The sequence below is a fragment of the Maritimibacter harenae genome (assembly GCF_009882975.1).
In the GTDB taxonomy this organism is placed as follows: Bacteria; Pseudomonadota; Alphaproteobacteria; order Rhodobacterales; family Rhodobacteraceae; genus Maritimibacter; species Maritimibacter harenae.
The window spans coordinates 84,640-108,444 of the sequence record NZ_WTUX01000006.1; the positions used below are offsets into that span (position 1 = coordinate 84,640).

At 67.0% G+C, this 23,805-nt stretch carries 28 protein-coding genes and 1 riboswitch; of the genes, 19 read left to right on the forward strand and 9 right to left on the reverse strand.

What is annotated here, in order from left to right:
* Positions 1-7 precede the first annotated feature (7 nt).
* Positions 8-433: a Fur family transcriptional regulator gene (locus tag GQE99_RS02855; protein WP_161350072.1), complete on the reverse strand. Its 426-nt coding sequence runs from the start codon at positions 431-433 to the stop codon at positions 8-10.
* A gap of 234 nt (positions 434-667) precedes the next feature.
* Here GQE99_RS02855 and GQE99_RS02860 point away from each other — a divergent pair, with 234 nt between their 5' ends.
* The 10 genes from GQE99_RS02860 to GQE99_RS02905 all read left to right on the forward strand — a co-directional run bounded on the left by GQE99_RS02860 (position 668) and on the right by GQE99_RS02905 (position 10,390).
* Positions 668-1,573 (forward strand): metal ABC transporter substrate-binding protein, encoded by a 906-nt coding sequence (locus GQE99_RS02860; protein ID WP_161350073.1) that lies wholly within the window; start codon positions 668-670, stop codon positions 1,571-1,573.
* 29 nt (positions 1,574-1,602) lie between these two features.
* Positions 1,603-2,493 carry a manganese/iron ABC transporter ATP-binding protein gene (locus GQE99_RS02865; RefSeq protein ID WP_161350291.1) on the forward strand — a complete coding sequence of 297 codons (891 nt, stop codon included), beginning with the start codon at positions 1,603-1,605 and terminating at the stop codon, positions 2,491-2,493.
* Positions 2,490-3,350 carry a metal ABC transporter permease gene (locus GQE99_RS02870; RefSeq protein ID WP_161350074.1) on the forward strand — a complete coding sequence of 287 codons (861 nt, stop codon included), beginning with the start codon at positions 2,490-2,492 and terminating at the stop codon, positions 3,348-3,350. Before GQE99_RS02865 ends, GQE99_RS02870 begins: the two co-directional genes overlap by 4 nt.
* Entirely contained in the window at positions 3,350-4,180 is an 831-nt protein-coding gene (locus tag GQE99_RS02875) for a metal ABC transporter permease (RefSeq protein ID WP_161350292.1), read from the forward strand. Before GQE99_RS02870 ends, GQE99_RS02875 begins: the two co-directional genes overlap by 1 nt.
* A 189-nt stretch (positions 4,181-4,369) precedes the next feature.
* A complete protein-coding gene (locus tag GQE99_RS02880) occupies positions 4,370-5,389 on the forward strand; it encodes a TRAP transporter substrate-binding protein (protein ID WP_161350075.1) in 1,020 nt (339 codons plus the stop codon).
* A 61-nt stretch (positions 5,390-5,450) separates the two neighbouring features.
* Positions 5,451-5,993, forward strand: a complete 543-nt coding sequence (locus GQE99_RS02885; RefSeq protein ID WP_161350076.1) for a TRAP transporter small permease — start codon at positions 5,451-5,453, stop codon at positions 5,991-5,993.
* A complete protein-coding gene (locus GQE99_RS02890; protein WP_161350077.1) occupies positions 5,990-7,282 on the forward strand; it encodes a TRAP transporter large permease in 1,293 nt (430 codons plus the stop codon). Before GQE99_RS02885 ends, GQE99_RS02890 begins: the two co-directional genes overlap by 4 nt.
* Entirely contained in the window at positions 7,282-7,776 is a 495-nt protein-coding gene (locus GQE99_RS02895) for a MarR family winged helix-turn-helix transcriptional regulator (RefSeq protein WP_161350078.1), read from the forward strand. The genes GQE99_RS02890 and GQE99_RS02895 overlap by 1 nt, the downstream gene beginning before the upstream one ends.
* The gene (locus GQE99_RS02900; RefSeq protein WP_328794036.1) at positions 7,773-9,587 is read left to right on the forward strand and encodes an AMP-binding protein; all 1,815 of its coding nucleotides are present in this window, start codon (positions 7,773-7,775) and stop codon (positions 9,585-9,587) included. Before GQE99_RS02895 ends, GQE99_RS02900 begins: the two co-directional genes overlap by 4 nt.
* A complete protein-coding gene (locus GQE99_RS02905) occupies positions 9,584-10,390 on the forward strand; it encodes an enoyl-CoA hydratase/isomerase family protein (protein ID WP_161350079.1) in 807 nt (268 codons plus the stop codon). The genes GQE99_RS02900 and GQE99_RS02905 overlap by 4 nt, the downstream gene beginning before the upstream one ends.
* On the opposite strand, the gene GQE99_RS02910 is transcribed toward GQE99_RS02905, so the two are convergent.
* Positions 10,375-11,271, reverse strand: coding sequence for an alpha/beta fold hydrolase (locus GQE99_RS02910; protein ID WP_161350080.1), 897 nt, complete (start codon positions 11,269-11,271; stop codon positions 10,375-10,377). The two genes, GQE99_RS02905 and GQE99_RS02910, sit on opposite strands and share 16 nt — an antisense overlap.
* Before the next feature lie 154 nt (positions 11,272-11,425).
* On the opposite strand from GQE99_RS02910, the gene GQE99_RS02915 reads away from it, so the two are divergent.
* Both GQE99_RS02915 and GQE99_RS02920 read left to right on the forward strand, forming a co-directional pair.
* Complete coding sequence (locus GQE99_RS02915; protein WP_161350294.1) at positions 11,426-11,974, forward strand: helix-turn-helix transcriptional regulator; 549 nt, start codon at positions 11,426-11,428, stop codon at positions 11,972-11,974.
* Positions 11,975-12,192: 218 nt separating this feature from the next.
* Positions 12,193-12,993 (forward strand): glutathione S-transferase family protein, encoded by an 801-nt coding sequence (locus GQE99_RS02920; protein WP_161350081.1) that lies wholly within the window; start codon positions 12,193-12,195, stop codon positions 12,991-12,993.
* A 16-nt stretch (positions 12,994-13,009) separates the two neighbouring features.
* On the opposite strand, the gene GQE99_RS02925 is transcribed toward GQE99_RS02920, so the two are convergent.
* From GQE99_RS02925 to GQE99_RS02940, 4 genes are all read right to left on the reverse strand, one after another.
* Complete coding sequence (locus GQE99_RS02925; protein ID WP_161350082.1) at positions 13,010-13,990, reverse strand: ABC transporter substrate-binding protein; 981 nt, start codon at positions 13,988-13,990, stop codon at positions 13,010-13,012.
* Entirely contained in the window at positions 13,987-14,727 is a 741-nt protein-coding gene (locus GQE99_RS02930; protein ID WP_161350083.1) for an ABC transporter ATP-binding protein, read from the reverse strand. The genes GQE99_RS02925 and GQE99_RS02930 overlap by 4 nt, the downstream gene beginning before the upstream one ends.
* Entirely contained in the window at positions 14,714-15,481 is a 768-nt protein-coding gene (locus tag GQE99_RS02935; RefSeq protein WP_161350084.1) for an ABC transporter permease, read from the reverse strand. Before GQE99_RS02935 ends, GQE99_RS02930 begins: the two co-directional genes overlap by 14 nt.
* 55 nt (positions 15,482-15,536) lie before the next feature.
* Complete coding sequence (locus GQE99_RS02940; RefSeq protein ID WP_161350085.1) at positions 15,537-16,148, reverse strand: YkoF family thiamine/hydroxymethylpyrimidine-binding protein; 612 nt, start codon at positions 16,146-16,148, stop codon at positions 15,537-15,539.
* A riboswitch (TPP riboswitch) is annotated at positions 16,139-16,245 on the reverse strand. Its footprint overlaps the gene before it by 10 nt.
* Before the next feature lie 338 nt (positions 16,246-16,583).
* Between GQE99_RS02940 and GQE99_RS02945 the strand changes: the two genes are divergently transcribed.
* From GQE99_RS02945 to GQE99_RS02960, 4 genes are all read left to right on the forward strand, one after another.
* On the forward strand, positions 16,584-17,705 hold the full coding sequence (locus GQE99_RS02945) for a cobalamin-independent methionine synthase II family protein (RefSeq protein WP_161350086.1): 1,122 nt from the start codon (positions 16,584-16,586) through the stop codon (positions 17,703-17,705).
* 87 nt (positions 17,706-17,792) lie between these two features.
* Positions 17,793-18,569 carry a transglutaminase-like domain-containing protein gene (locus GQE99_RS02950; RefSeq protein WP_161350087.1) on the forward strand — a complete coding sequence of 259 codons (777 nt, stop codon included), beginning with the start codon at positions 17,793-17,795 and terminating at the stop codon, positions 18,567-18,569.
* Between the two features lie 283 nt (positions 18,570-18,852).
* Positions 18,853-19,170, forward strand: a complete 318-nt coding sequence (locus tag GQE99_RS02955) for a hypothetical protein (RefSeq protein ID WP_161350088.1) — start codon at positions 18,853-18,855, stop codon at positions 19,168-19,170.
* Positions 19,171-19,209: 39 nt separating this feature from the next.
* Entirely contained in the window at positions 19,210-19,782 is a 573-nt protein-coding gene (locus GQE99_RS02960) for a hypothetical protein (RefSeq protein ID WP_328794037.1), read from the forward strand.
* Positions 19,783-19,827: 45 nt separating this feature from the next.
* Here GQE99_RS02960 and GQE99_RS02965 read toward each other — a convergent pair whose 3' ends face one another.
* The 3 genes from GQE99_RS02965 to GQE99_RS02975 are packed head-to-tail and all read right to left on the reverse strand — an operon-like array spanning position 19,828 to position 21,467.
* The gene (locus tag GQE99_RS02965) at positions 19,828-20,061 is read right to left on the reverse strand and encodes a DUF6894 family protein (RefSeq protein WP_161350090.1); all 234 of its coding nucleotides are present in this window, start codon (positions 20,059-20,061) and stop codon (positions 19,828-19,830) included.
* A gap of 37 nt (positions 20,062-20,098) precedes the next feature.
* Positions 20,099-20,824: a Crp/Fnr family transcriptional regulator gene (locus GQE99_RS02970; protein ID WP_161350091.1), complete on the reverse strand. Its 726-nt coding sequence runs from the start codon at positions 20,822-20,824 to the stop codon at positions 20,099-20,101.
* Positions 20,817-21,467, reverse strand: a complete 651-nt coding sequence (locus GQE99_RS02975; protein WP_161350092.1) for a sensor histidine kinase — start codon at positions 21,465-21,467, stop codon at positions 20,817-20,819. Before GQE99_RS02975 ends, GQE99_RS02970 begins: the two co-directional genes overlap by 8 nt.
* 226 nt (positions 21,468-21,693) lie before the next feature.
* Here GQE99_RS02975 and GQE99_RS02980 point away from each other — a divergent pair, with 226 nt between their 5' ends.
* The 3 genes from GQE99_RS02980 to GQE99_RS02990 all read left to right on the forward strand — a co-directional run bounded on the left by GQE99_RS02980 (position 21,694) and on the right by GQE99_RS02990 (position 23,803).
* A complete protein-coding gene (locus GQE99_RS02980; protein ID WP_161350093.1) occupies positions 21,694-22,101 on the forward strand; it encodes a CBS domain-containing protein in 408 nt (135 codons plus the stop codon).
* A gap of 70 nt (positions 22,102-22,171) precedes the next feature.
* Complete coding sequence (locus GQE99_RS02985) at positions 22,172-23,593, forward strand: phospholipase D-like domain-containing protein (protein ID WP_161350094.1); 1,422 nt, start codon at positions 22,172-22,174, stop codon at positions 23,591-23,593.
* A gap of 27 nt (positions 23,594-23,620) precedes the next feature.
* A complete protein-coding gene (locus tag GQE99_RS02990; RefSeq protein WP_161350095.1) occupies positions 23,621-23,803 on the forward strand; it encodes a DUF3008 family protein in 183 nt (60 codons plus the stop codon).
* The last annotated feature ends 2 nt before the right edge of the window (positions 23,804-23,805 follow it).

Below are 23,805 nucleotides of genomic sequence, written 5' to 3' on the forward strand. Positions count from 1 at the left end.
CCCGCGGTCAGTCGGTCTTGCGGCGCTTCACGTAGAGTTCGAGCTTGTGGCTCACGATCTCGAACCCGTGCTGGCGCGCGATCTCTTCCTGCAGCCGCTCGATCTCGTCCGACATGAACTCGATCACTTCACCGGTTTCCACGTCGATGAAATGGTCGTGGTGCTCTTCGGGCGCGGGTTCGTAGCGCAGGCGCCCGTCGTCGAACATGTGGCGTTCGATCAGGTCGTGCTCGGCCAGCTTGTTCATGGTGCGATAGACGGTCGCGATGTTCACGCCCGGTTCGATCTCGCCCACCCGGCGATGCAGCTCTTCGACGTCCGGGTGATCGCTCGCCGCGTCCAGCACCTCGAGGATCACGCGCCGCTGGCCCGTGATTCGCAGCCCGGACTCCCGGCAGCGGTCGATCAGCGTTTCGTGTTTTGCCTTGGTCATCTGGCGCCCCGCTCCAGCCGTAGTCTTGCCAACCGGAAATCGGAGCGGGCCGATCCGGCTGGGATATCGGGGTAACATGGCGGGAAAGAAAGGTCAGCCATCAATGAATGTTCACCGGTGCAGCCGTGGTGGTGGGCTTCTTCTTATTGCAAATGATTTGCACTTGCAACTGATCGCAGGGCTGTTATCCCTATCTGCAACCCGCTTGCAACTGACGATCGGAGACTGATCACGATGACCCCGACCCTGACCCGTCTCATGGCTGGCGCCCTCGCGGCCGCGCTTGTCACCGCTCCCGCCCAGGCACAGGACGACCGGATGAAGGTCGTCACCACCTTCACCGTGCTGGCCGACATGGCCGCTAACGTGGCCGGCGACGCGGCCGAGGTCGTGTCGGTGACCAAGCCGGGGGCCGAGATCCACGGCTACGAGCCCACGCCGCGCGACCTCGTCGGCGCGCAGGACGCGGACCTGATCCTGTGGAACGGCATGAACCTCGAGCTCTGGTTCGAACAGTTCATCCGCAACCTGGGCGACGTGCCATCGGTCACGCTGACCGAGGGGATCGAGCCGATCTCGATCTCGTCCGGCGCCTACGAGGGGCAGCTGAACCCGCACGCCTGGATGGGGCTCGACAACGCGCTGGTCTACATCGACAACATCGCCGAAGCCTTCTCCGAACATGACCCGGACAATGCCGAGGTCTATGGCGCGAACGCCGCCGCCTACAAGGACGCGCTGCGCGAGACGCTGGAGCCGCTGCGCGACGCGGTCGCCGAGATCCCCGAGGCGCAACGCTGGCTCGTCACCTGCGAAGGGGCGTTCAGCTATCTCGCCCGCGATTTCGGGATGAAGGAGCTCTACCTCTGGCCGATGAATGCCGACCAGAACGGCACGCCGCAGCAGGTGCGCAAGGTGATCGACGGGGTGCGCGACAACGACATTCCGGTCGTGTTCTGCGAAAGCACGGTCAACACCGCGCCAGCAGAACAGGTCGCCCGCGAAACCGGCGCGCGCTTCGGCGGCGTGCTCTACGTCGACAGCCTGTCGGAAGAGGGCGGCCCGGTGCCGACCTACCTCGACCTGCTGCGCGTCACCTCCGAGACGGTGGTCGAGGGGCTCACGGCGGGGTCCGAGTGAACCGGCGAAAGGCAGACATGACCGAACACATGACCCCCACGCAGGCCGCACCGGCCACCCCCACCGCCTCGGAGCCGGGCCTCGCGGTGCACGACGTGACCGTGACCTACCGCAACGGCCACACCGCGCTGCGCAACGCCAGCTTCGACATCCCGCGCGGCACAGTCACCGCGCTGGTGGGCGTGAACGGCGCGGGGAAATCGACCCTGTTCAAGGCCCTGATGGGTTTCGTGCCGGTCGCGGCCGGCGAGATCCGGCTCCTCGGCCTCGGGGTAAAGGAGGCGCTGAAGCGCAACCTCGTGGCCTACGTGCCGCAGTCGGAAGAGGTCGACTGGTCGTTCCCCGTCCTCGTCGAGGACGTGGTCATGATGGGCCGCTACGGCCACATGGGCTTCCTGCGCCGCCCCTCGCGCGCCGACCACGAGGCCGTCGAGGCGGCGCTCGGGCGGGTCAACATGCAGGACTTCCGCAAGCGCCAGATTGGCGAGCTCTCGGGCGGGCAGAAGAAACGCGTCTTCCTTGCCCGCGCGCTCGCGCAGGACGGGCAGGTGATCCTGCTGGACGAGCCTTTCACCGGCGTCGACGTGAAGACCGAGGCGCAGATCATCGCGCTTCTGCGCGAGCTGCGCGACGAGGGCCGGGTGATGCTGGTTTCCACCCACAACCTCGGGACCGTGCCGGAGTTCTGCGACCGCACGGTCCTGGTCAAGGGCACCGTGCTGGCCCACGGCCTGACCGAGACGACCTTCACGCGCGAGAACCTGACCACCGCTTTCGGCGGCGTGCTGCGCCACTTCACGCTGGGCGGCTCGGACCTCCACGACGACGAGGACGCGCGCAACGTCACGATCCTCACCGACGATGAGCGGCCCTTCGTGCAGTACGGCGACCAGACCCGCGTGCAGGAGCCGGACAAGTGAGCGTGCTCCTCGAACCCTTCAGCTATGGCTACATGACCAATGCCATGTGGGTGTCGGCGCTGGTCGGCGCGGTCTGCGCTTTCCTGTCGTCCTACCTGATGCTGAAGGGCTGGTCCCTGATCGGGGACGCGCTGTCGCATTCGGTGGTCCCGGGGGTGGCGGGGGCCTATATCCTCGGGCTGCCCTTCGCGCTCGGGGCGTTCCTGTCGGGCGGGCTAGCGGCGGCGGCGATGCTATTCCTGTCGGATCGCTCGGGGCTCAAGGTCGACGTGATCATCGGCATCATCTTCACCTCGTTCTTCGGGCTCGGGCTCTTCATGGCCTCGGTGAACCCGATGGCGGTGTCGATCCAGACGATCACGATGGGCAACATCCTGGCGATCACCCCGGGCGACACGCTGCAACTGGCGATCATCGGGCTGGTGTCGCTCGCCATCCTGATCATGAAATGGAAGGACCTGATGGTCGTCTTCTTCGACGAAAGCCACGCGCGCTCGATCGGGCTTCGTCCCGGGCTTCTCAAGGCGGTGTTCTTCATACTCCTGTCGGCCAGCGTGGTCGCGGCGATGCAGACCGTGGGGGCCTTCCTCGTGATCGCGATGGTGGTGACCCCGGGGGCGACCGCCTACCTGCTCTGCGACCGCTTCCCGCGCCTTATCGTGACCTCGGTCGCGATCGGGGCGGTCACGAGCTTCGTCGGAGCCTATGCGAGCTACTTTCTTGACGGGGCGACCGGCGGCATCATCGTCGTGCTGCAGACGGCCATCTTCCTAGCCACCTTCCTGCTGGCGCCGAAGCACGGGCTGCTCGCCGCCCGGCGCAAGGCCGCGGCCGCGCTGAAGGAGGGCGCCGCGTGATGGACATGCTGCTCATGCCCTTCCAGTTCCCCTTCATGCAGAACGCGTTCTGGATCGCGCTGATGGTGTCGGTGCCCACCGCGCTCCTGTCCTGCTTTCTCGTGCTCAAGGGCTGGGCGCTGATGGGCGACGCGGTGAGCCACGCGGTCCTGCCGGGGATCGTGCTGGCCTATGTCCTGGGCCTGCCCCTGATCCTCGGGGCCTTCGCTGCGGGCATGCTGACGGCGGTGGCCACCGGGTACCTGTCGGAGAACAGCCGGGTGAAACAGGACACCGTGATGGGCGTCGTCTTCTCCGGCATGTTCGGGCTGGGTATCGTGATCTACGTCTCGATCAACACGAACGTGCACCTCGACCATATCCTGTTCGGCAACATGCTGGGCGTCGGGCCGGGCGACCTCTGGACCGCCGGGCTGATCTCGGCCGCCGTCTCGGCTGCGCTCGTCCTGTTCTGGAAGGACCTGATGCTGCACGCCTTCGATCCGGCGCAGGCGCGCGCCTCGGGCCTGCGGGTGGGGCTCTTGCACTACGGCCTCCTGACCATCCTGTCGCTCACCATCGTCGCGACTCTGTCGGCCACCGGGCTGATCCTCGCCGTGGGCCTGCTGATCGCACCGGGGGCGAGCGCGTTTCTGTTCACGCGGCGGTTCGGCCGGATGCTGTGGGTGGCGGTCGTCATCTGCATGGCGGCGATGCTGGGCGGCACCTACCTGAGCTTCTTCCTCGACAGCGCCCCGGCCCCCACCATCGTGCTGATCCTCACGGCGGTCTTCATCGTCGCCTTCGTGCGGCGCCTGGTCCAGGTCAAGCGCGCCTCGGCCGCCGCCTGAACGCGCCGGGCGCGACCTCCGGTCACCCCCGCTTCACATCCCCCGACATTCCGTGGCAGGGTGCGCCGCGCCGGGCGGCGTGATGATCCCTGCACGCCCCGCCCCGTGAATTTCCCATTGATCTCCCGAGATTGTTTGATATCCATCATTCCCAGTTTTCGCAGTTGCGAACATCTTTGGGAGGACATCATGAAAAAGACCCACGTCGCCCTCGGGGCGATCCTGACCGCCATCGTGCCCGCCACCCTGACCGCACAGGACGTGACGCTGCGCCTTTCGCACTGGGTGCCGCCGACCATCTCGCCGGCCACCAAGGGCATCCAGCCCTGGGCGGAATCGGTGATGGAAGCCTCGGATGGCCGCATCGACATCCAGATCTTCCCCGCGCAGCAGCTGGGCAAGGCACCGGACCACTACGACATGGCGCGCGACGGGATCGTCGATCTCGCCTGGGTGAACCCGGGTTACACCGCCGGCCGGTTCCCGATCTACGCGCTGACCGAGGCCCCCTTCATGGTCGACGACAGCGTCGAAGGTGCCAAGGCGATCCACGAGTGGTACGCAGAATATGGCGCCGAGCAGGAAATGGGCGACGTGAAGGTGTGCTTCGTGCATCCGCACGCCCCCGGCGCGTTCCACAGCCAGAAGGACGTGACGAGCCCCGAGGACGTGCAGGGCATGAACGTGCGCCCGGCGCACGCCACGATGGCCCGCTTCGTCTCGCTTCTCGGCGGCGGCCCCGTCCAGGTGCCCGCGCCGGAAGTGCGTGAAGCGCTCTCGAAGGGCACCGCAGAAGCCGTGACCTTCCCGTGGGGGTCGATGTACGATTTCAACCTGACCGACGAAGTGCCGGTCCACCTCGACATGCCGTTCTACCTGTCCTCGCAGGTCATGGTCATGAACAAGGCCTCGTACGACTCGTTGTCGGACGAGAACAAGGCGGTCATCGACGAGCACTGCTCCCCGGAATGGTCGGGTCGCGTCGCGGCCGGTTGGGCCGAGGACGACATGGCGGCGAAAGAGAAGCTGATGGCGGACGAGGGCCAGACCTTCAACACGCCGACCGAGGAAGAGGTCCAGAGCTGGATCGACGCCGCCGCACCGCTCATCGACGAGTGGAAAGAGGCGGTCACCGACAACGGCCATGACGCCGATGCGATCCTCGCGGCGTACAAGGAAGCTCTCGAGGCTCGCGACGCCGACTACTAATCCGTAATGATAGGCGCGGGGGCGGATTCGCCCTCGCGCAATTCCTTTTGCAGGACACGTTATGGACAACACACCCGCCAAAAGACCCATCCGCCAGGCGATCCGGCTGATCGAACGGATCGCGGGGGCGATCCTCGGCCTCGTCACGATACTCATCGTGGCCTCCGCCATCGGCCGCTACGGCTTTGCCCGTCCCATCCCCGATGCCTTCGACGTTTCCCGGCTGATGCTCGGGGTGGCGATCGCATGGGGCATGGCCTCGGTCGGTTATCACGGCAGCCACATCAAGGTGGACCTGCTGGCCCAGGCCGTACGCCCGCGCACGCGCCGGTGGCTCAACCTCTTCGCCTGGGCGGTGCTCTTCGTCTTCACGGCGGTGATGACCTGGAAGATCTGGGGCCGGGTGATGTCGGCGATGAGCGGAGGTGACACGACGATGGACCTGCGCCTGCCGCATTGGCCGTTCTTCCTGGCGATCTGGGCCGGGCTGCTCGCCGGGCTCTTCGCCGTCGGCGTGCGCCTGTGGCTGATCGCGCGCGAAAACCGCGACCTCGACGAATTCGACGGGATCGACGAGCAGCTTATCGAGGATCAGAAGAAATGAGCAACGAACTCATCGCCGGTGGCGGCTTCGTAATCCTGTTCGCCCTCATGGCCCTGCGCGTGCCGATCGGCATCGCGATGGGGATCGTCGGCGTGGGCGGCTTCGCCAGCGTCGTGGGCACGCGCCCCGCGCTGAACCTGCTGTCGCAATCGCCGATCTCGGCGATCACCGACTTCAACCTCACCCTGATCCCGTTCTTCGTCCTGATGGGCGTGCTGGCCACCAACTCCGGCATGTCGTCAGAGCTCTTCCGCGCCGGGCGCGCCTGGCTCGGGGGCTTCCGGGGCGGCCTCGGTCTTGCCTCCGTCGGCGCCTGCGGCGGGTTCGCCGCGATCTGCGGCTCGTCCGTCGCCACCGCGGCGACGATGACCAAGATCGCCTACCCGGAGATGAAGAGCGCGGGCTATTCCGACAAAGCGGCCACCGGCATCGTCGCCGCGGGCGGCACGCTCGGCATCCTGATCCCGCCGTCGGTCGTGCTCGCGATCTACGGCTTCATCACCGAGACCGACATCGGCACGCTCTTCATCGCGGGCGTCGTGCCCGGCATCCTGGCGCTCCTGATGTACATGCTGACCGTGCGCATCTGGTACGGTCGCCAGCTTCCGGCCGCCGAGCCGTTCCGGCTGTCCGAGGGCCTGTCCGCGCTGCGCGGCGTCTGGGCCGTGGGCCTGCTGTTCATCGCGGTGATCCTGTCGATCTACTTCGGCATCGTGACCGCCACCGAGGCCGCGGCCGCCGGTGCGCTCCTGACCGCGCTCATCGGCCTTCTGCGCGGGCGTCTGAACATGTCCAGCCTGCTCGACAGCCTGGTCGAGGCACTGCGCACCTCGGTCGCGATCTACACGGTCCTGATCGGCGCGACGCTCTTCGGCTACTTCCTCGCGATCACGCAGGTGCCGCAGGAGTTCACCACCTTCCTGACCGAGCTCGGGGCGGGCCGCTACGGCACGCTGGCGCTGATCCTGCTGCTGTTCTTCGTGATGGGCTGCTTCCTCGACGCGATGGCGATGATCATCCTGATGGTTCCGATCGTCTTCCCGGTCGTCACGGCCCTGGGCTTCGACCCCGTGTGGTTCGGCGTGATCATCGTGATGACGGTGGAACTGGGCCTGATCACCCCGCCCGTGGGGATGAACGTCTACGTGATCAACTCGATCGCGTCGAAAGTCAGCCTCACCACGATCTTCAAGGGCGTGACGCCCTTCGTGGTGATCGACATCGCGCGCCTCATCCTGCTGATCGCGTTCCCGGCGCTCGTCCTGTTCCTGCCGGGGAGCATGAACTGATGAGCGGCGAAATCATGCGTAACGTCGCCGCGCTGGTGGAACCGCCGTTCCTGCGCCAGTCGGTGGCCTACCGCATCCGGCTGCTCCAGATCGCCGCCTACAAGCGGTTCGAGGGGCAGCTCGAGGGGTTCGGCTCGGCGCCGCGCTATTTCGGTCTTCTGAAGATCATCGAGGCGAACCCCGGCATTCCCCAGTCGCGGCTGGCCGAGGCGGTCTTCCTGGACCGCTCCAGCCTTGTCCCGCTGCTGGAGACGCTGACGCGCGAGGGGTGGGTGGAGCGCCGCGCCGCCCCGACCGACAAGCGCGTGCGCCGGGTCTTCCTGACCGAGGAGGGGACCGAGCGGCTGGCCCTCCTGGAACAGGAAGTGGTCAAGAACGAGGAGTCGCTGACCGAGGGCCTCTCCGCGCAGGAAAAATCCGAACTCCTGCGCCTGTTGGGCCGGCTCGACGACAACCTGCGCCGCCAATTCGAAGACAAAGGAGCCAAGCCGTGATCATCCGCAGCGAGGAGGACGTCCGCGCCATCGAAGCGCAGCCGTTCGCCGAGGTCTATCCCCAGCGTTCGCCCTGGGACATTCTGCGCCACCAGGCCGAAGTGCGGCCCGACGCGGTCGCGATCCGTTACCTCCACGACGCGACGGATCCGAAGCGCGACGAGCTTGTCACCTACGCCGATTTCGCGGGCCGGGTCATGGGCGCGGCCAAGGTGTTCCGCAGCCTGGGTGTCACGGCCGACAGCGCGGTCGCCATCCTCACGCAGCACACGGTCTATGGCGAGGTCGCGCTCTGGGGCGCGCAGGTGGCGGGCCGGGCCTGCACGATCAACCCGATGCTCAAACCCGAGCATATCGCCGGACTGATCGAGGCGGCCGGCTGCAAGGCGGTCGTGATCATGGGCGTGAACGACGAGCTCAACTACTGGGACAGCGTGGTCCCGGCCCTGCGCGAAGCGGGCATCACCCTGCCCATCCTCGCCTGCGATGCCGACCAGCCCTCGCCCGGCGCAGACGGTGTCTTCGAAGAGATGATCGCGGCGGCCGACGGCCCCGACATCGTGCCGGAGGGCGACGAGACGGCGCTTGCCGGTTACTACCACACCGGCGGCACCACGGGCGCGCCGAAGCTCGTGCAGCACATGCGTCTGAACGAGGCGCATGTCGCCCGCTCCTGCGCGATCATGCATGACCTCGGCCCCGACGACGTGGTGGTGAACGGCTTCCCGCTGTTCCACGTCGCGGGCGCCTTCGTCTATGGCCTGTCGACGCTGTCGGCCGGCGGCACGCTGGTCGTGCCCGGGCGGCTGGGGATGCGCAACGCGGCCTTCATGGGGTCGATCTGGAAGCAGGTGGAACGCCTCGGCATCACGGTGATCGGCGTCGTGCCCACGATCCTCGCCACGCTGAAGGCGACGCCGGTGGACGCCGACATCTCGTCGCTCAAATGGCTGCTGACCGGGGGGTCGCCGCTCCCCACGGAACTCGCGGACGCGGCCGAGAAGCAGGTGGGCGTGCCGGTGCGCAACATCCTCGGGATGACCGAATGCGCCGGCACCATCGCGGTCGAGCCGGTGCACGGCCCCCGCACGCCGATGTCCTGCGGCCTGCGCCTGCCCTTCACGGAAGTCGCGGTGTTCGGCGAAACCGACGGCGACGCGGACCCGACCAAGCGGCTCGGGGCGGGCGAGACGGGCATCGTCGCGCTGCGCGGGCCGAACGTGGCGGCGGGTTACTCCGATCCGGCGCGCAACGTGGGCACGTTCCTCGACGGCGGCTGGCTGGTGTCCGGCGACCTGGGGATGATCGACGCGGAAGGCCGGCTCTTCATCACCGGGCGCAAGAAGGACGTGATCATCCGCGGTGCCCACAACATCGATCCGCAGATGATCGAGGACGCGCTGCTGGCCCACCCCGAGGTCTCGACCGCGGCCGCGGTGGGGATGCCCGATGCCTATGCCGGCGAATTGCCCGTCGTCTTCGCCGAGCTGCGCGCCGGCAGCACGGTCAGCGAAGCGGAGCTGATCGACTTCCTGAAGGGGCGCATCGACGACCCGGTCGCCCTGCCCAAACGCATCGGGATGGTCGAGGCGATGCCGGTCACCCCGGTCGGCAAGATCTTCAAGCCCACCCTCCGGGCCGAGGCGATCCGCTGGGCGGTCGCCGCCACGGCCGACAAGCTGGGCGTCGATGCGACCGTCGAGGTGGACGACAAGCTTGCCACCCGCGTCAAGGTCCCGGGCAGTGACGTGGAGAAGATGAAGGATGCGCTCGCGGGCATGCCGATCAGCCTGACGGTCATGGCCGCATGAGCGTTCTAACCTGCGAACACCACGGCCCCGTCGCGCTGGTCACACTCAACCGCCCCGACCGCCATAACGCCCTGTCGCCGGAACTGATCTGCCGGCTGGCCGACCTTTTCGACACGCTCGCGAAGGACGATGCGGTCCGGGTGGTGGTGATGACCGGCGCGGGGGAAAAGACGTTCTGCTCCGGCGGTGACCTTGAACTGTCGCTCCCGCTTCTTTCCGGCGCCCGTGCGCCCGAGACCGAGTGGGATCGCCGTATCCTTGCCGATCGGTCGCTGGTCTTCCGCGCGGGGCTGAAGGGCGAGACGTTCCCGAAACCCGTCATCGCGGCGATCAACGGGCATTGCCTGGCGGGCGGGTTCGAGCTGATGCTCGGCACCGACATCCGCATCGCGGCCGAACACGCGATGTTCGGGCTGCCGGAGGCGAAGCACGCGCTCATCCCCTTCGCGGGGGCGCTGGCGCGTCTCACCCGGCAACTGCCTCAGCCCATCGCCATGGAAATGCTCCTGACCGGTGACACCGTCCCGGCCGCCCGCCTGGCCGAGACCGGGCTGCTGAACCGGGTCCTGCCGGCCGACGACGTTCTGCCCGCCGCGCTCGACATGGCACAGAAAATCGCGGCCAACGGTCCGGTGGCCATCGAAGCGATCAAGGCGGTGACCCAGTCGGCCATCGGCCGCCCGCTGGCGGAAGGCTTCGCGATCGAGACCGAAGCGATGGACCGCGTCATGGCGACCGAGGATGCCCGCGAAGGGCCGCGCGCCTTCATGGAGCGGCGCAAGCCGGTCTACCGCGGGCGCTGAACCGCCGTGGCGAGGAAATCGGTGATCTCTGCCGCGATCCGCCCGGCCGCCTCGGGGTCCAGGTGGAAATGGTGGTCACCGGGAATGTCCACGCGCCGGTAATCCGCGATCAGCTCGGCCCCGCGCGCCGCCGTGTCGGCCAACGCGGGGCGCCCGCGCAGAATGCCGTCCTCGGCCCATATGTTGAGCACCGGGCAGGCGATGGCGCGCATCACGGCGTCCGCGTCCGCCTGCGTCAGTTTGACCGCGGAACTGGCGAAGAGCCGCGGGTCGCCACGCAGGCGAAAGCCCCCCTCCACCTCTTCGAGCGCACGGTCGGCCAGCGCCTCGGCCGTGTGCGCGGCGTTGCCTTGGGAACTGCGCCGCGCGACGTAGTCCTCGCGGGTGGCGAAGCTGCGCGGCGCGCGGGCCTTCTGCTTGCGGGTGTCGGCGACGAAGGCGCGCAGCGTGGACACGAAATCGCCCTTCGCCGGATCCGGCACCAGCGCGTCGAGCGAGATGAGCGCACGCACCCGCGCCGGCAGCGCCGCGGCCAGGAGCGCGCCGATGTTGGCCCCGCGCGAATGGCCCAGGATCACGCAGTCGTCCCAGCCAAGCTGGTCCAGAAGCCCGTCGATCTGCGGCAGGTCATCCCAGATGTTGTAGGTCGCATGCGGCGCGCGATGCCCGCTCAGCCCCTGCCCACTCAGGTCGAGCGCGACCACGTGACACCCCACCAGGCGCGGCGCGAGTTCCCGGAAACTGTCGGCATGGTCCATCCATCCGTGCAGCGCGAGTACCGGTATGCCGTCCGCGGGGCCCCACGCCAGCCCGCGCAGCGTCAGCCCGTCCACCTCCCACGCGCATTCGCGCGGCGTGTCGTCGTTTCCCGGTGTGCCCATCCTGTCCCCCTTCGGTGTCGCCCCGGACATAGCCCAGCCCGCGGGGGAGATTGAAGCGGGGAAACGGGATTGCAGCCCCGGCGCGATGCGCGAACACGTTGAACCCGGCGCGCCGATGGGATCATCTGTGGCGACAGGGACGGAAGGCAGGACGATGGACCACGGTTACTCGGATATCGCGTTCGACTACGCGCCCATCGGGATCCTGTTCTCGGAGAACCGCGTGATCCGGGACTACAACGCCCGCTTCGCGGAAACCTTCGGCTACCCCGAGACCGACCTGCGGGGCCAGACGCTCGCCGTTCTCTACCCGTCGGTGATCGATTTCGACCGGATCGGTGAGACGCTACCGGACCGGATGAAACTGACGGGACGCCACTGGGACGAACGGCTGATGCGCCGCGCCTCGGGTGAACTCTTCTGGTGCCGGGTCCGGGGCCAGGCCCTGCGCCCGGAGGCGCCGTTCGAGAAGGCGGTCTGGACGTTCGCCGACCTGTCCGAGATCCGGCCCACGGTCGAGCTCACGGAACGCGAGCGGCAGGTGGCCGCGAAGCTGGCCGAGGGGCTCACCGCGAAGGAAATCGCCCGCGCGCTGAACCTGTCACACCGGACGGTGGAGACGCACCGGGCCAAGCTCCTGGCCAAGCTCAACGCGCGCAACAGCCTCGAACTCGTGGCGCGGCTGGCAGGGTTTCCCTTCTGAGCGGGCCCGGCCCGCGGGCGCATCAGGTCGAACACCAGCCGGCGCCTCCGGGCGACGGGCGTGTGGCGTGTCGTGCGAAAACTTCTTCTTGTGGCGCGGCAGAGAACATACGTTCAAGATGATCGTGCCCGGTGCCCCGTCCCGCGGACATGCCGGCCATCGAAATCGCCGCGCGCCGCGACAACATGACCTTCGCGGGTCCGCCACAGGAGTGAACCATGCCCGACAAACATATCGTCTACCACATCCCGGTCTGCCCCTTCTCGCAGCGGCTCGAGATCATGCTCGCGCTGCGGGGACAGGAGGACGCGGTCGAGTTCCGGGTGGTCGACATCACCAAGCCCCGCGACCCGGCCCTGCTGGAGAAGACGCGCGGGACGACCGCGCTGCCGGTGCTGGAAACGCCGGACGGGCGGATCATCAAGGAAAGCCTGGTGATCCTGCGCTTCCTTGACGAGGTGCTCGAAGGCAGCGCGCTTCGCCGGGCCGATCCCTATGAGCACGCGGTGGAATCCATGCTCATCGCGCGCGAAGGCCCCTTCACCGCGGCCGGGTATCTCTACGTTCTGAACCAGGACCCCGACCGGCGCGAAGAACACCAGGAGAAGATCCTGGGGATCTACCGCGACATCGACGGGTTCCTGCGCGAACACAACCCGGACGGGACGTTCCTGTTCGACGATTTCGGGTTGGCCGAGGCCGTCTTCACGCCGATGTTCAAGCGCTTCTGGTTCCTCGACTACTACGAGGGCTTCACCCTGCCCGATACGCCGGACTACGCCCGCGTGCGCAAGTGGCGGGAGGCCTGCATGGCCCACCCGGCCACGGGCCAGGTGAGCGAAGAGGAGATCGTGAAACTCTACTACGACTACGCCAAGGGCGCGGGGAACGGCGCGCTGGTCGAAGGGCGCCGGGTGTCGAGTTTCGCGTTCGAGCCGGACTGGCGCGACCGCCCGTGGCCGCCGCGCGACAAGTACGGGGAAAGCGCCTCGGACGAGGCGCTGGGGCTGGTCGCCTGACCGGCCCCGGTCACCCTCAGTCGGCCATCCAGCCCTGATCGTACCAGTCCGACACTTCGCCGGGCCAGGTCAGCGGCGCACCATCCGTGCCCGACAGGACACCGCTGTCGAAGAGGAACCGGGCCATGCGCGCGAAGCGTGCCGCGTCGATCGTGCCCACCGGCACGTCGCCATCGCGCAGGAAGCCCCCTTCGACGATCTTCTGCATCGAGCCCTGGACGAGCTCCTCGTTCGGGAAATCACCCGCCTCGATCAGGAGTTCGGCCGCCGCTTCGGGGTTCTCGGCCGCCCAGGCATAGCCCGCCTGCGTCGCCTCCATGAAGCGCTCGACCATTTCCGGTTTCTCGGCCAGAACCTCGGCCCGCGTCCCGATGTAGCCGTTCTGCTGGTCCGGCACGCCGTAGTCGGCATAGGCGAAGGACGACTGGTCCCGGCCCAGGATCTCGGAGTTCACGCCCTCCCACGTCGCGACCTCGAGCGTGAAGTCGACCGCGCCGGTGGCCAGCGCTTCGTAGGCGCCCGTGCCAAGGGTGACGGTATCGTAGACCGGCTCGCCCCCGTCGTGCTCGATCATGGTCGAGATCAGGGCGTCCTCCCAGTCGCTGCCGAACCCGGCATAGGTCTTGCCCGACAGGTCGGCGGGCCGCGTGATGTCCGGGTTGTCGCTGTTGTAGACCAGTCGCCCGGTCTCGTGCTGCATCGTTACCCACAAGGCGGTGATGTCGGCCCCGCCGGCACGCGCGCTCATGAACCCGAGCGAGGTCATGTAGGCGAAATCGGCCGCACCGGCCGCGAGAAGCGCGGTCGAACTCGTGTCGGAATAGGGCAGGATATCGACCTCGAGCCCGGCGTCGGCATAAAGCCCCCGGTCGCGCGCGGCGATCAGGCCGACGTGGTTGGTGTTGAGCGTCCAGTCGAGCGCGATGCTCACCTCGTCCTGGGCGAGCGCGGCGGCCGGGGCCGTCAGCGCGAGAGCGGTCAGGATATGTCTGATCATTGGGTGTCCTCCAGTAGCAGGGTCTTCAGGTGGGTGCGCAGATCGGCCAGGGCGGCTTCGCTCCGGTCCTCCCGCGCGATGGTGAGAGGGATGTCGGCGACGATCCGGCCGGGTCGGGCCGACATGACGAGGATGCGGTCCGCGATCCGGGTCGCCTCGTGCAGGTCGTGGGTGATGAGAAGCACGCCGCGCGGACGGTCGCGCAGCCGGGCGCAGAGCCAGTCCTGCATGGTGAGCCGCGTGACCGCATCGAGAGCAGAGAAGGGTTCGTCCAAGAGCACGTAACGCGTGTCCTGCACGATGGTGCGCAGGAAGGCCGCGCGCTGGCGCATGCCGCCCGACAGCTGGTCGGGGAACAGGTCCTCGCACCCCGCGAGGCCGAAGGGTGTGAACAGCGGATCGACCTTCGCACGCGCCGCCCGACGCGAAAGGCCCGCGACACCAAGCCCCAGGCAGGCGTTTTCGCGGATCGTGAGCCACGGGAAGAGCGCGTCCTGTTGCGGCTGGTAGGCGAGATCCGGGTCGGGTCGGGCAAGTCCGCGTCCGTCGCGTCGCGCCTGCCCCTCGACCGAAAGCTCCGGCGCCAGCACGCCCGCGAGCCATTTCTGGACCGAAGTCTTGCCGCAGCCCGAGGGACCGATCAGGCATGTGACCCGGTCCTCGGCCATGTCGAAGCCGATGTCCTCGACGATCACCCGGTCACGGGCGCGGATCGTGAGCCCCTCAATCCTGAGCATGGCGCCTCTCCCGGAACCGGCGCGCGGTGAGCGCGTCCACGAGCCACAGAAGACCCAGAAGCGTGAGCGTGAGCACCGCCGACACCACCACGCCCGCCAGGACGTGATCGGCGCGGAAGTTGTTCTTTGCGGTCAGGATGTAGATCCCGATCCCCTGCCGCGCGCCGGCGTATTCGGCGAAGATCGTCGCCACGATCGCGTAGGTGGCCGAAATCCGCAGCCCCGCGAAGAACGAGGCGCGCGCCGCCGGCAGGTTGACCTGCCGGAAGATCCGGCCCCGGCCCGCGCCCATCGAGGTCATCAGGTCGACAAAGGCCCGCGGCGCCGCGCGGTAGCCCGACAGAAGACTCACGAGGATCGGGAAGAAGGTGACGAGAATGACCAGGAGCACCTTGGGCAGCAGGCCGAAGCCGAACCACAGGATCATGAGGGGGGCGAGCGCGACAAGCGGGACCGTCTGGCTCGCCACGAGAAGCGGCATTGCGCCGCGTCGGAGCCAGGGCAGGAAATGCAGCGCGACCGAGGTGGCGAAAGCGAAGGTGACCGACAGCGAAAAGCCCGTGGCGGCCACGCCGACGGTGCTCACCGCGTGGCGCAGGATTTCGTCCCGTTCCCGCACAAGCGCGCCGACCACGCCGCTGGGGGCCGGCAGGACCAGCGTGGAGACGCCGCTCAGGGCGCAATAAAGCTCCCAGCCCAGGACGAGCGCCAGGGCGAAACCGAGAGCGGGCAGGATGCGGAACAGGTGGGACATGACGGCCTCCGACACGGCCCGCGCGACCGGCGCGGGCACGATCCGGGTTCGCGGATCAGCGCAGGCTGGGCGAGTTGGCCGAGGCCGTCAGGTCGATGGTCACATGCCCCTCGGCCGGGCCGAACCGCAGGAACGCCTGTCGGATCGTTTCGAACACCGCGCCCGCGTCACCGCGCAGCCGGGTGCAGAAATTCTTGGACCGGAGGAAGGTGCCGGAGGACTTCAGGAAGTCGATGCAGCCGTAGATCTCGTCCATGTGGTGGGATTGTCCCAGCACGTAGAGCGAGAACTGCACGTCGATCCCGACGCCCAGCACCGAGGCCGCTTCGACGGCGTCCCGCGCGGCGGCCTTGCGCGCGTCGAGCGGCTGGTCCTGCGACCGGATGAGCGTATCGCAGCGGCAGGTCGGATCGTCTGGCTCCCCCGGGCAGCCGCGCGAGAGGGTGACGTGCATCGTGACATGCGCGGGCCGGCGGGCGGAGGCCGCGAAGAGGTCGCGGATCGCGTCGATCAGAGCCTCGGGCGCACCGACCATGAGCGTCGACATGTCGTCGGTCTCGATCCGGAGGTGTTCGCGATAGGGGGAGAGGGCTTCGAGCCCGGTTTCGATGACCTCCACGAAGTCGGACGTCATCGGGTAGAGTGACACTTGCGCGCCTATGAACATGGTAACCTCGCTCCGCTGGCATGACCCAGATCAGCTGTGAAGGGTTCACGCGCTCCCGCGTATCTCAGCCCCGGCCGGGGCACCCCTGGTGATGTGGCGACAGTCATCGGCGAGGAGGCGGCGGGTGTCAAGGGGCCCATGTCCTGGACCAATCGCGGGGCTTGCCCCCCGGCCGCCGCAGTCCCGTTTCGGCGTCCACCACGAAAACCACTTTTCCGGAAAACCGGTTTTCCGATGCGTCCAACATATTGAAAATAAGTCATTTTCTAAGAGGAGGGGTTAACGACGCAGCAACCTTTCCGATGAAAGCGGCGCGCTCCCCGGCGCACGCATCCGGCACCAGGCGGGAGCCTTCGGCCCTCACACAGGTTGTGTTCCCAACGCCGGGGTGGTCTGATGGCGTCCGACCAATTGGATGCCAGACGGGACCACATCATGACCATCGAAACCACCCATGTCGGAAGCCTGCCGCGGGGCGACGCGCTCTCCGCGCTGCTGCTGGCCAAGGACAAAGGCGAAGCCTACGACCCGGACGCCTTCGAAGCCGCCGTGCAGGCGGCGATCAACGAGGCGGTGAAGCATCAGCGCGAAGCGGGCGTTTCGATCGTCTCCGACGGCGAACTGGGCAAGGTCGGCTACTCGACCTACATGCAGGAACGCCTGAGCGGTTTCGGCGGGCATATCGAACGCAAGCCGGCCAAGGACCTGGCGGCCCACCCCGACCTTGCCAAGAAGCTGAGCGCGATCATGGGCAGCCAGGAATTCACCCGCGCCTCCTGCATCGACGAGGTGAAGCTCGTCGACCTGCAGCCGGCGCTGGACGACATCCGCCGCTTCCGGACCGCGCTCGACGCCGAGGGCGACGGCACCCGTGCCTTCATGAACGCCGCCTCGCCGGGGCTGATCACCGCCTTCCAGGTGAACAAGTACTACCCCTCGCACGAGGCTTATCTCGAGGCGCTGGTCGCCGCCATGCGGCCCGAGTACGAGGCGATCCTCGAGGCCGGGTTCGACATCCAGTTCGACTGCCCCGACCTCGCCATGTCGGCCCATACCGGCTACCAGGACATGTCGCAGGACGAGTTCGTGAAGGTCGCCGCCGCCAACGTCGAGGCGCTGAACGCCGCGACCGAGGGCCTGCCCGCCGACCGGATGCGCATGCACCTGTGCTGGGGCAACTACGAGGGGCCGCACGACCACGACATTCCGCTCGAAAAGGTGATCGACGTGATCCTGTCGGCGCGCCCCAACACGATCCTCTTCGAAAGCGCGAACCCGTGCCACGAACACGAATGGGTGGTCTGGCGCGACGCGGCCATCCCGGAGGACAAGATCCTCGCCCCCGGCGTGATCGATACCTGCTCGAACTACGTCGAGCATCCGCAGCTCGTGGCCCAGCGCCTGCAGCGCTTTATCGACATCGTGGGCGAAGACCGCGTGGTGGCGAGCACGGACTGCGGCTTCGGCACCTTCGCGGGCTACGGCAAGATCGACCCCGACGTGACCTGGAAGAAGCTCCGCAACCTGCGCCTCGGCGCAGAGCTCGCCTCGTCCTGATCAGCAAGGGGACGCCCGGCAGCGTTGAAACGCGGGGGACAAGCGGTTAGGGCGGGGTCACATCCCGCCCGACCCGATGGAGCCCCGATGCGTCTCAAGATCGACCTGTCCATGCATTACACCTTCCCGATGGCGAACACCGTGTTCCTCGCCGTGGAAGCCGCGCACACGCATGGCCAGAGGGTCGTCTCCGAAGAACTGCACCTGGGCAACGCGACGCTGACGCGGATCGCGGGCGACGATGGCGTGGGCGAACGGATCTGGGCGCGCGTGCCGGGGACCGAAATGGTGCTGGACTACCGCGCCACGCTGGACATCACCCGGCCGCACATCCCGCTCACCACCCTCTCCGCGGCACCCTTGCACGACATCCCGGCCGAGGCCGCGCCCTACCTGCGCCCCTCGCGCTACTGCCAGTCGGACAAGTTCGTCACCTTCGTGGGCAAGCGCTTCGGCCACCTGTCGGGGGGTGACAAGGTCGCGGCGATCCGCGACTGGATCGAAGAGAACCTCACCTACGTGCCCGGCAGCTCCGACGCGGATACCAACGTGCTGGAGACCTTCGCGGGCCGCCAGGGCGTCTGCCGTGACTATGCCCACCTGATGTGCGCGATGGTGCGCGCGGCGCAGATCCCGGCGCGGATGGTGGCCAACTACGGCCCGGACGTGACGCCGCCGGATTTCCACGCGGTGGCCGAGGTCTGGCTCGACGGGGCCTGGCACCTTGTCGACCCCACCGGCATGTGCGCGCCGGAGACGATGGCGATCATCGCCGTCGGGCGCGACGCCTATGACGTGGCCTTCATGGATTCCGAAGCGCCGGCGATGCTGCAGTACCAGTCGGTGCAGGTTGAGCGGGTCTGAGCGCGGCGGACCGGCCACAGTATGCCCTTCCGTTAAGCCTGGTATGAATAAAATCTGGATTTGGGCAGTATATTCATATAACAGAATGAGCCTTGGCGACTTTCATCGCCAAGGCGGATAGTGATCGAAATACAAGGCGACGCCACCACTCACGGAAAGACGTCTTGAAGACAATACCACGGGCCGGCGGCGAGGCCAATATTATCATTATGATAATTGTGCCCGTGGACAGTCTTTTTTATGATTGTTGACGGACCGGCCTGCGTGACGGACATTATTGAACATGGATAAGCTGCGATCGATATTCGAGCTCCGCGAAATGCTTCGGCAGCTCGAGCGGGATGTTGGCCTGGATGATCTCAGCCGTACCGAACGTGATGTCTTTCTCGCGGCCCACAGCCTGAGCAAAAAGCCGGGCGACATCGTCAGCTCCGATCAGATCCGCAGCCACACGCTGCTGCAACCCGTGGCGCAGGCAACGCTCTACCGGGCGATTCGCCGGCTTCTCGGGCTCGGCCTTCTGGAGCGCGCCGCGGAGACCAAGTCGCGTTCCTACGTCGTGCGCAGTGATCTTGTCGGCGGCGACCTGCCCGAGTTGTAGGACACGCCTCCGTCTCTGCGAAGAACACGGATGGTCCATGTGACGTATCTGAAAAGTGCCCTCTTCGTCGTGATCGCCTATGTGTTGGCGCACGGCCTGACCGCCTTTCTCATCACGCCGGTACAGTCGCGCATCCTGCCCGACATCACGGCTTTCGCGAGCCTCGTCTACCTGCCCCACGGCGTGCGGGTGCTGGCGACCTGGCTGATGGGATGGTCGGCGGTGCCCGCGCTCATCGTCGGCGGCTTCCTGTCCGAGGTGCTGTTCACCCCGGAGGGCATCACCAACGTACAGTCGCCCGTGATGCTGGCCTCGATCCTTGTCGGCGCGATCTCGGCCGTGCTCGCGTTCGAGGTGATGCGCTTCCTGGGGCACAGGCTCTATGCCGGGCAAACCCTGCGCATCCATTGGAAATGGCTCCTGCTCGTCGGCGTCATTGCGTCGATCTTGAACTCGATCGGCCAGTCGATCGTGTTCTCGGCCGAGATCCTGACGGGCCACGCGCTCGCGGTACTCGCGGCCTACGCGGTGGGGGATCTCGTCGGGCTGAGCGTCACGACCCTGATCCTCATGCTGGTCTTCCGCTGGATGCGGCTAAGCGGACGCGGCTGATCCGACCGCGCCTGCGGCCCGGGTCGTGACGGGAAGCCCGCGCTTTCAGATCCAGTCCTCCACGAGCGCGAGGCTCGCGTGAAAGACCGGCTGCCTGTCCTCGTCACGCACTGTGACCGTGACCGAGCACGGCGTGTCGTCGGGCAATGCATCGCCGGCGATCGGGGCAAGGACCGACAATGCCTCATGACGGGCGGCTTCGAGATCGGCCAGGCGTGTCCCGGTGGTGTCGCGCGAGACGCTGGCGCCATCCCTGATGTCGAAATAGAAGAGTCTCATATCCGAACCTCCTCTCGGGTTGCGGTGTCGCCTGTCCTCATGTTCCGTCCTGCGTGTCGCGCAGGTGAAGGTAGTCCCCGTCGAACTCGGCAAACTCGCACAGCTTGTCGATGTCGGGCACGGCGACGCGGCTGCCCTGGACGGTCACCAGGCCCTTCTGTCGCAGTCCCGACAGCACGCGCTGCGCGTGCACCGATGATATGCCCAGGATGTCGCCCAGCTCCTCTTGCGTGAGGGGCATGAGCGCATCGTGCATCTCGTTCACCGCCGACAACCGCATGTGCACCTCGCAGAAGAGATGCGCCATCTGGTGATCGGACCGGCGGCGACCCATGTTGACCAGCCATTCGCGCAGGATCGCCTCGTCGACCAGCGTGGACCAGAACAACGCGCGCCGGATGCGCGGATGGTTGTCCAGCAGATCCTCGATCGTGCGCCGCGGGATCTTCACCAGCCGGCAATCCGTCAGCGTGCCGATGCTGTGGTCCATGCGTCCCAGGATCGCGACGTGGAGATCGCAGATGTCGCCGGGCAGCATGAGCGCCACGATCGCGCGGCCACCGTCCGGCAGCACCTTGTAGCGGCAGACCATGCCGCTCACGACAAGGTTCACGTACTCCGGGTCGTCCCCGTGCGTGATCAGGTCCTCGCGCGGACCAAGCTCGTAAGGCTCGGACACCACCTCGTCGAGGCGGGCAATATCGGCCGGATCCAGGGGCCCGGCATTCTGAAGCTTCTGCGCGAGGATGTTGGTATCAGGCATGGACCCCGTTCAAATTGGTGACAGATGACGGCAAGTTAACAGGAAACTCCACATTAAGCACGGTTCCTCCACCCTCGCGCATGTTCCACAGGGCGCGCCCACCGATTTCGGCAGCCAGCGAGCGGATGATGTCGGTCCCCTGACCACCCTCGCCATCGCCATCCATTCCGACGCCGTCATCGGAGATGCGGAGGCGGAAATGTTGATTGTCGGGGCAGCTCACGTCGATGGACAATGCCCCGCCGTAGACGTCCGGGAAGGCGTGTTCGACGCAGTTCGCCACCGCTTCGAGCAGGATGCGCGCGGCGTTTTCCGAGGTCTTTTTCGGCATCGACTCCATTTCGTCGCAATTCACCGTCACCGTGATGTTGCGCGCCGATCCCAGGTTCTTCCAATGCGATTCGATCCGGTCGAGGAAGCCGCGGAAATTCCCGGTGTCCGCTTCGGCGAGGGCCGATTGAAGGCTCGCCACCGCCCGAATCTGCTCAAGGACCTGGCTCACGCGCACCTCGGCTTCCTCGGTTTCGCAGGCCGACAGCTGACGACGGGCAAAGGACTCGAGCATTTGAAACCCGTTGGTCATGCGATGGCGAATTTCGGCGACGTGCAAATCGTCCACGTCGCTGTGATGGCCTTCCATCATCTCGGCACCTCCAATCTGGTCGAGATATTTCCTCCAGCATGCGGATTGCGGCGCCGTCCGTCGGCAACAAATGTTGCCTATCCCGATTATCAAAAGGCTACCTCGGCGGGAAAGATCCGGCGCCGCGCACCATCGGGGCCGGGCAGGAACATTCGCCCGCCTTTCTTGGTTTAACCAGTGAAGCGGATCGCATCCTGCGATTCCACCGATACGTGAGGAGGACATGATGCAAGTCAGTGAAATCATGAGCCCGCACAGCCTGACAGCCACACCCGACAGAACGATCCGCGACGCCGCCGAGATCATGCAGCGCATGGATACCGGCTTTCTGCCGATCGGCGAGAACGACCGCCTGGTCGGAACGGTCACCGACCGTGATATCGTCGTCAAAGGCATCGCCAAGGACAAGACGGCCGACAGCCCGCTCCGTGACGTGATGTCGACGGACGTGCTGTTCTGCTACGACGACCAGGAAGTCGCCGAAGTGGCGCGCAACATGGGCGAATGCCAGGTGCGCCGCATGCCGGTGGTCGACCGTGACAAGCGCCTCGTTGGCGTGATCTCGCTCGGCGACCTGTCGGCCCACGGCGACCCGTCCGCCGCCGGTGTCGCGCTCGAGGATATCTCGGCCTGACACCCGCACCGACGCACCTGCCGCGCGCCCAGCGCGGCGGGTGGTCCCGAGGACCAGCAGGGAAGGACAGATGGATTCCGATTTCGCCCGCACCAGCGGCCAGGCGGCCGCGTTCGACGACACGCCCGGTTGGGCGCGCGCCCGTGCAGACCGCATGGGCGTTATGATCGATTCGGCGGCCTATTTCCGTGCCGCGCTGGACGCGCTCGACCAGGCGAAACGCTCCGTCTGGCTCATCGGCTGGACCTTCGACCCCCGCACGAAACTGGACCCCACGGACACCGAGCGTGACACGCGGATCGGGACGGTTCTCAAGACCCTCGCCGACGAGCGGCCCGAGCTCGATATCCGGATCCTCGTGTGGAACGCGGGCGGGCTTGCCCACCTCGCGCGCCGGTTCCAACCGGCGCTCGCGCGCGGTTGGTTCTCCGGCAGCAACGTGCATTTCGCCACCGACAGCACGCTTTCCTTCGGCGCCGCGATGCACCGCAAGCTGCTGGTGGTCGATGACAGTCTTGCCTTCTGTCCGAACGACGACATCGCCGTGAACCGCTGGGACGATCCGCACCACCACGACCACAACAAGTTGCGCCGCCTGCCCTCGGGACGGCCGGGACCGCCGTGGCATGCCAACCACGTGGTGCTCGACGGCGACGCCGCCGCCCGGCTGGGCGATGTCGCGCGGGCAGGCTGGTACCAAGCGACCGGCGAAGGCGTGACCGGCGAAGACGAGCGGCGCACCGACCTTTGGCCGGAGGGCCTCTCGCCCCTCCTCACCGACACCGAGGTGACGCTGACCGGCACCGACCCGTCCGGCGAGATCGGCGATCCGCAGGCCGGGTTGGAGCACGCGCTGGCCGCCATCCGGGCCGCGCGTCGCACGATCTATGCCGAAACCACCTACCTCACCGCGCCACCGCTGCGCGAGGCGCTGGCCGAACGGTTGCAGGAGCCCGACGGGCCCGAGGTCGTGCTGATCACCGGCCGTCACGCGCCGTCCTTTTTCGACCGCGCCATGATGGACCCGCCACGCAACCTCTTTCTCCATCGACTGACGGAGGCCGACGTGCACGATCGCCTGTCGCTCCTGTCGCCGCGCACGGAGAAGGGCAGGATGATCCGGGTGCATGCGAAGCTCCTGATCGTCGACGACCGGCTGATCCGCGTCGGCTCGTTCAACTTCGCCAACCGCTCCAGCGGCTACGACGCGGAAAGCGACGTGGTCGCCGAGGCGGAGGACGAAGCCCCCTTGCGCGGTCTGCGCCACCGCCTGATCGCACATTTCCTCGGGCTGGAAGCGGAACAGGTCGCCCGGGCCGAACGGGCCACGGGCAGCATCGGCACCGCGATCCGCCAACTCGACGCGAACGAACACCGCCTGCCGCCCATCGTGCCCCATCCGCCCCTCTGGCGCGGCTGGCTTGCCCGGATGCACCTGGGCGACCCGGAAGGCGAACGCGATGCCTGGCGCCCGTGGAAGCGCGCCGGATAGTCAAACCCAAGGGAAAGGAGACGCCCGATGCCCGCCAAGTCCAAAGCACAGCAGAAGGCCGCCGGAGCCGCGCTCGCCGCCAAGCGGGGCGAGACCGACAAGGACGACCTGCAAGGCGCCGCGCGCGACATGTACGAGTCCATGACTGAAAAACAGCTCGAGGATTTCGCCGACAGCGACCGCAAGGGCAAGCCCGAGCACAAGGACTGATC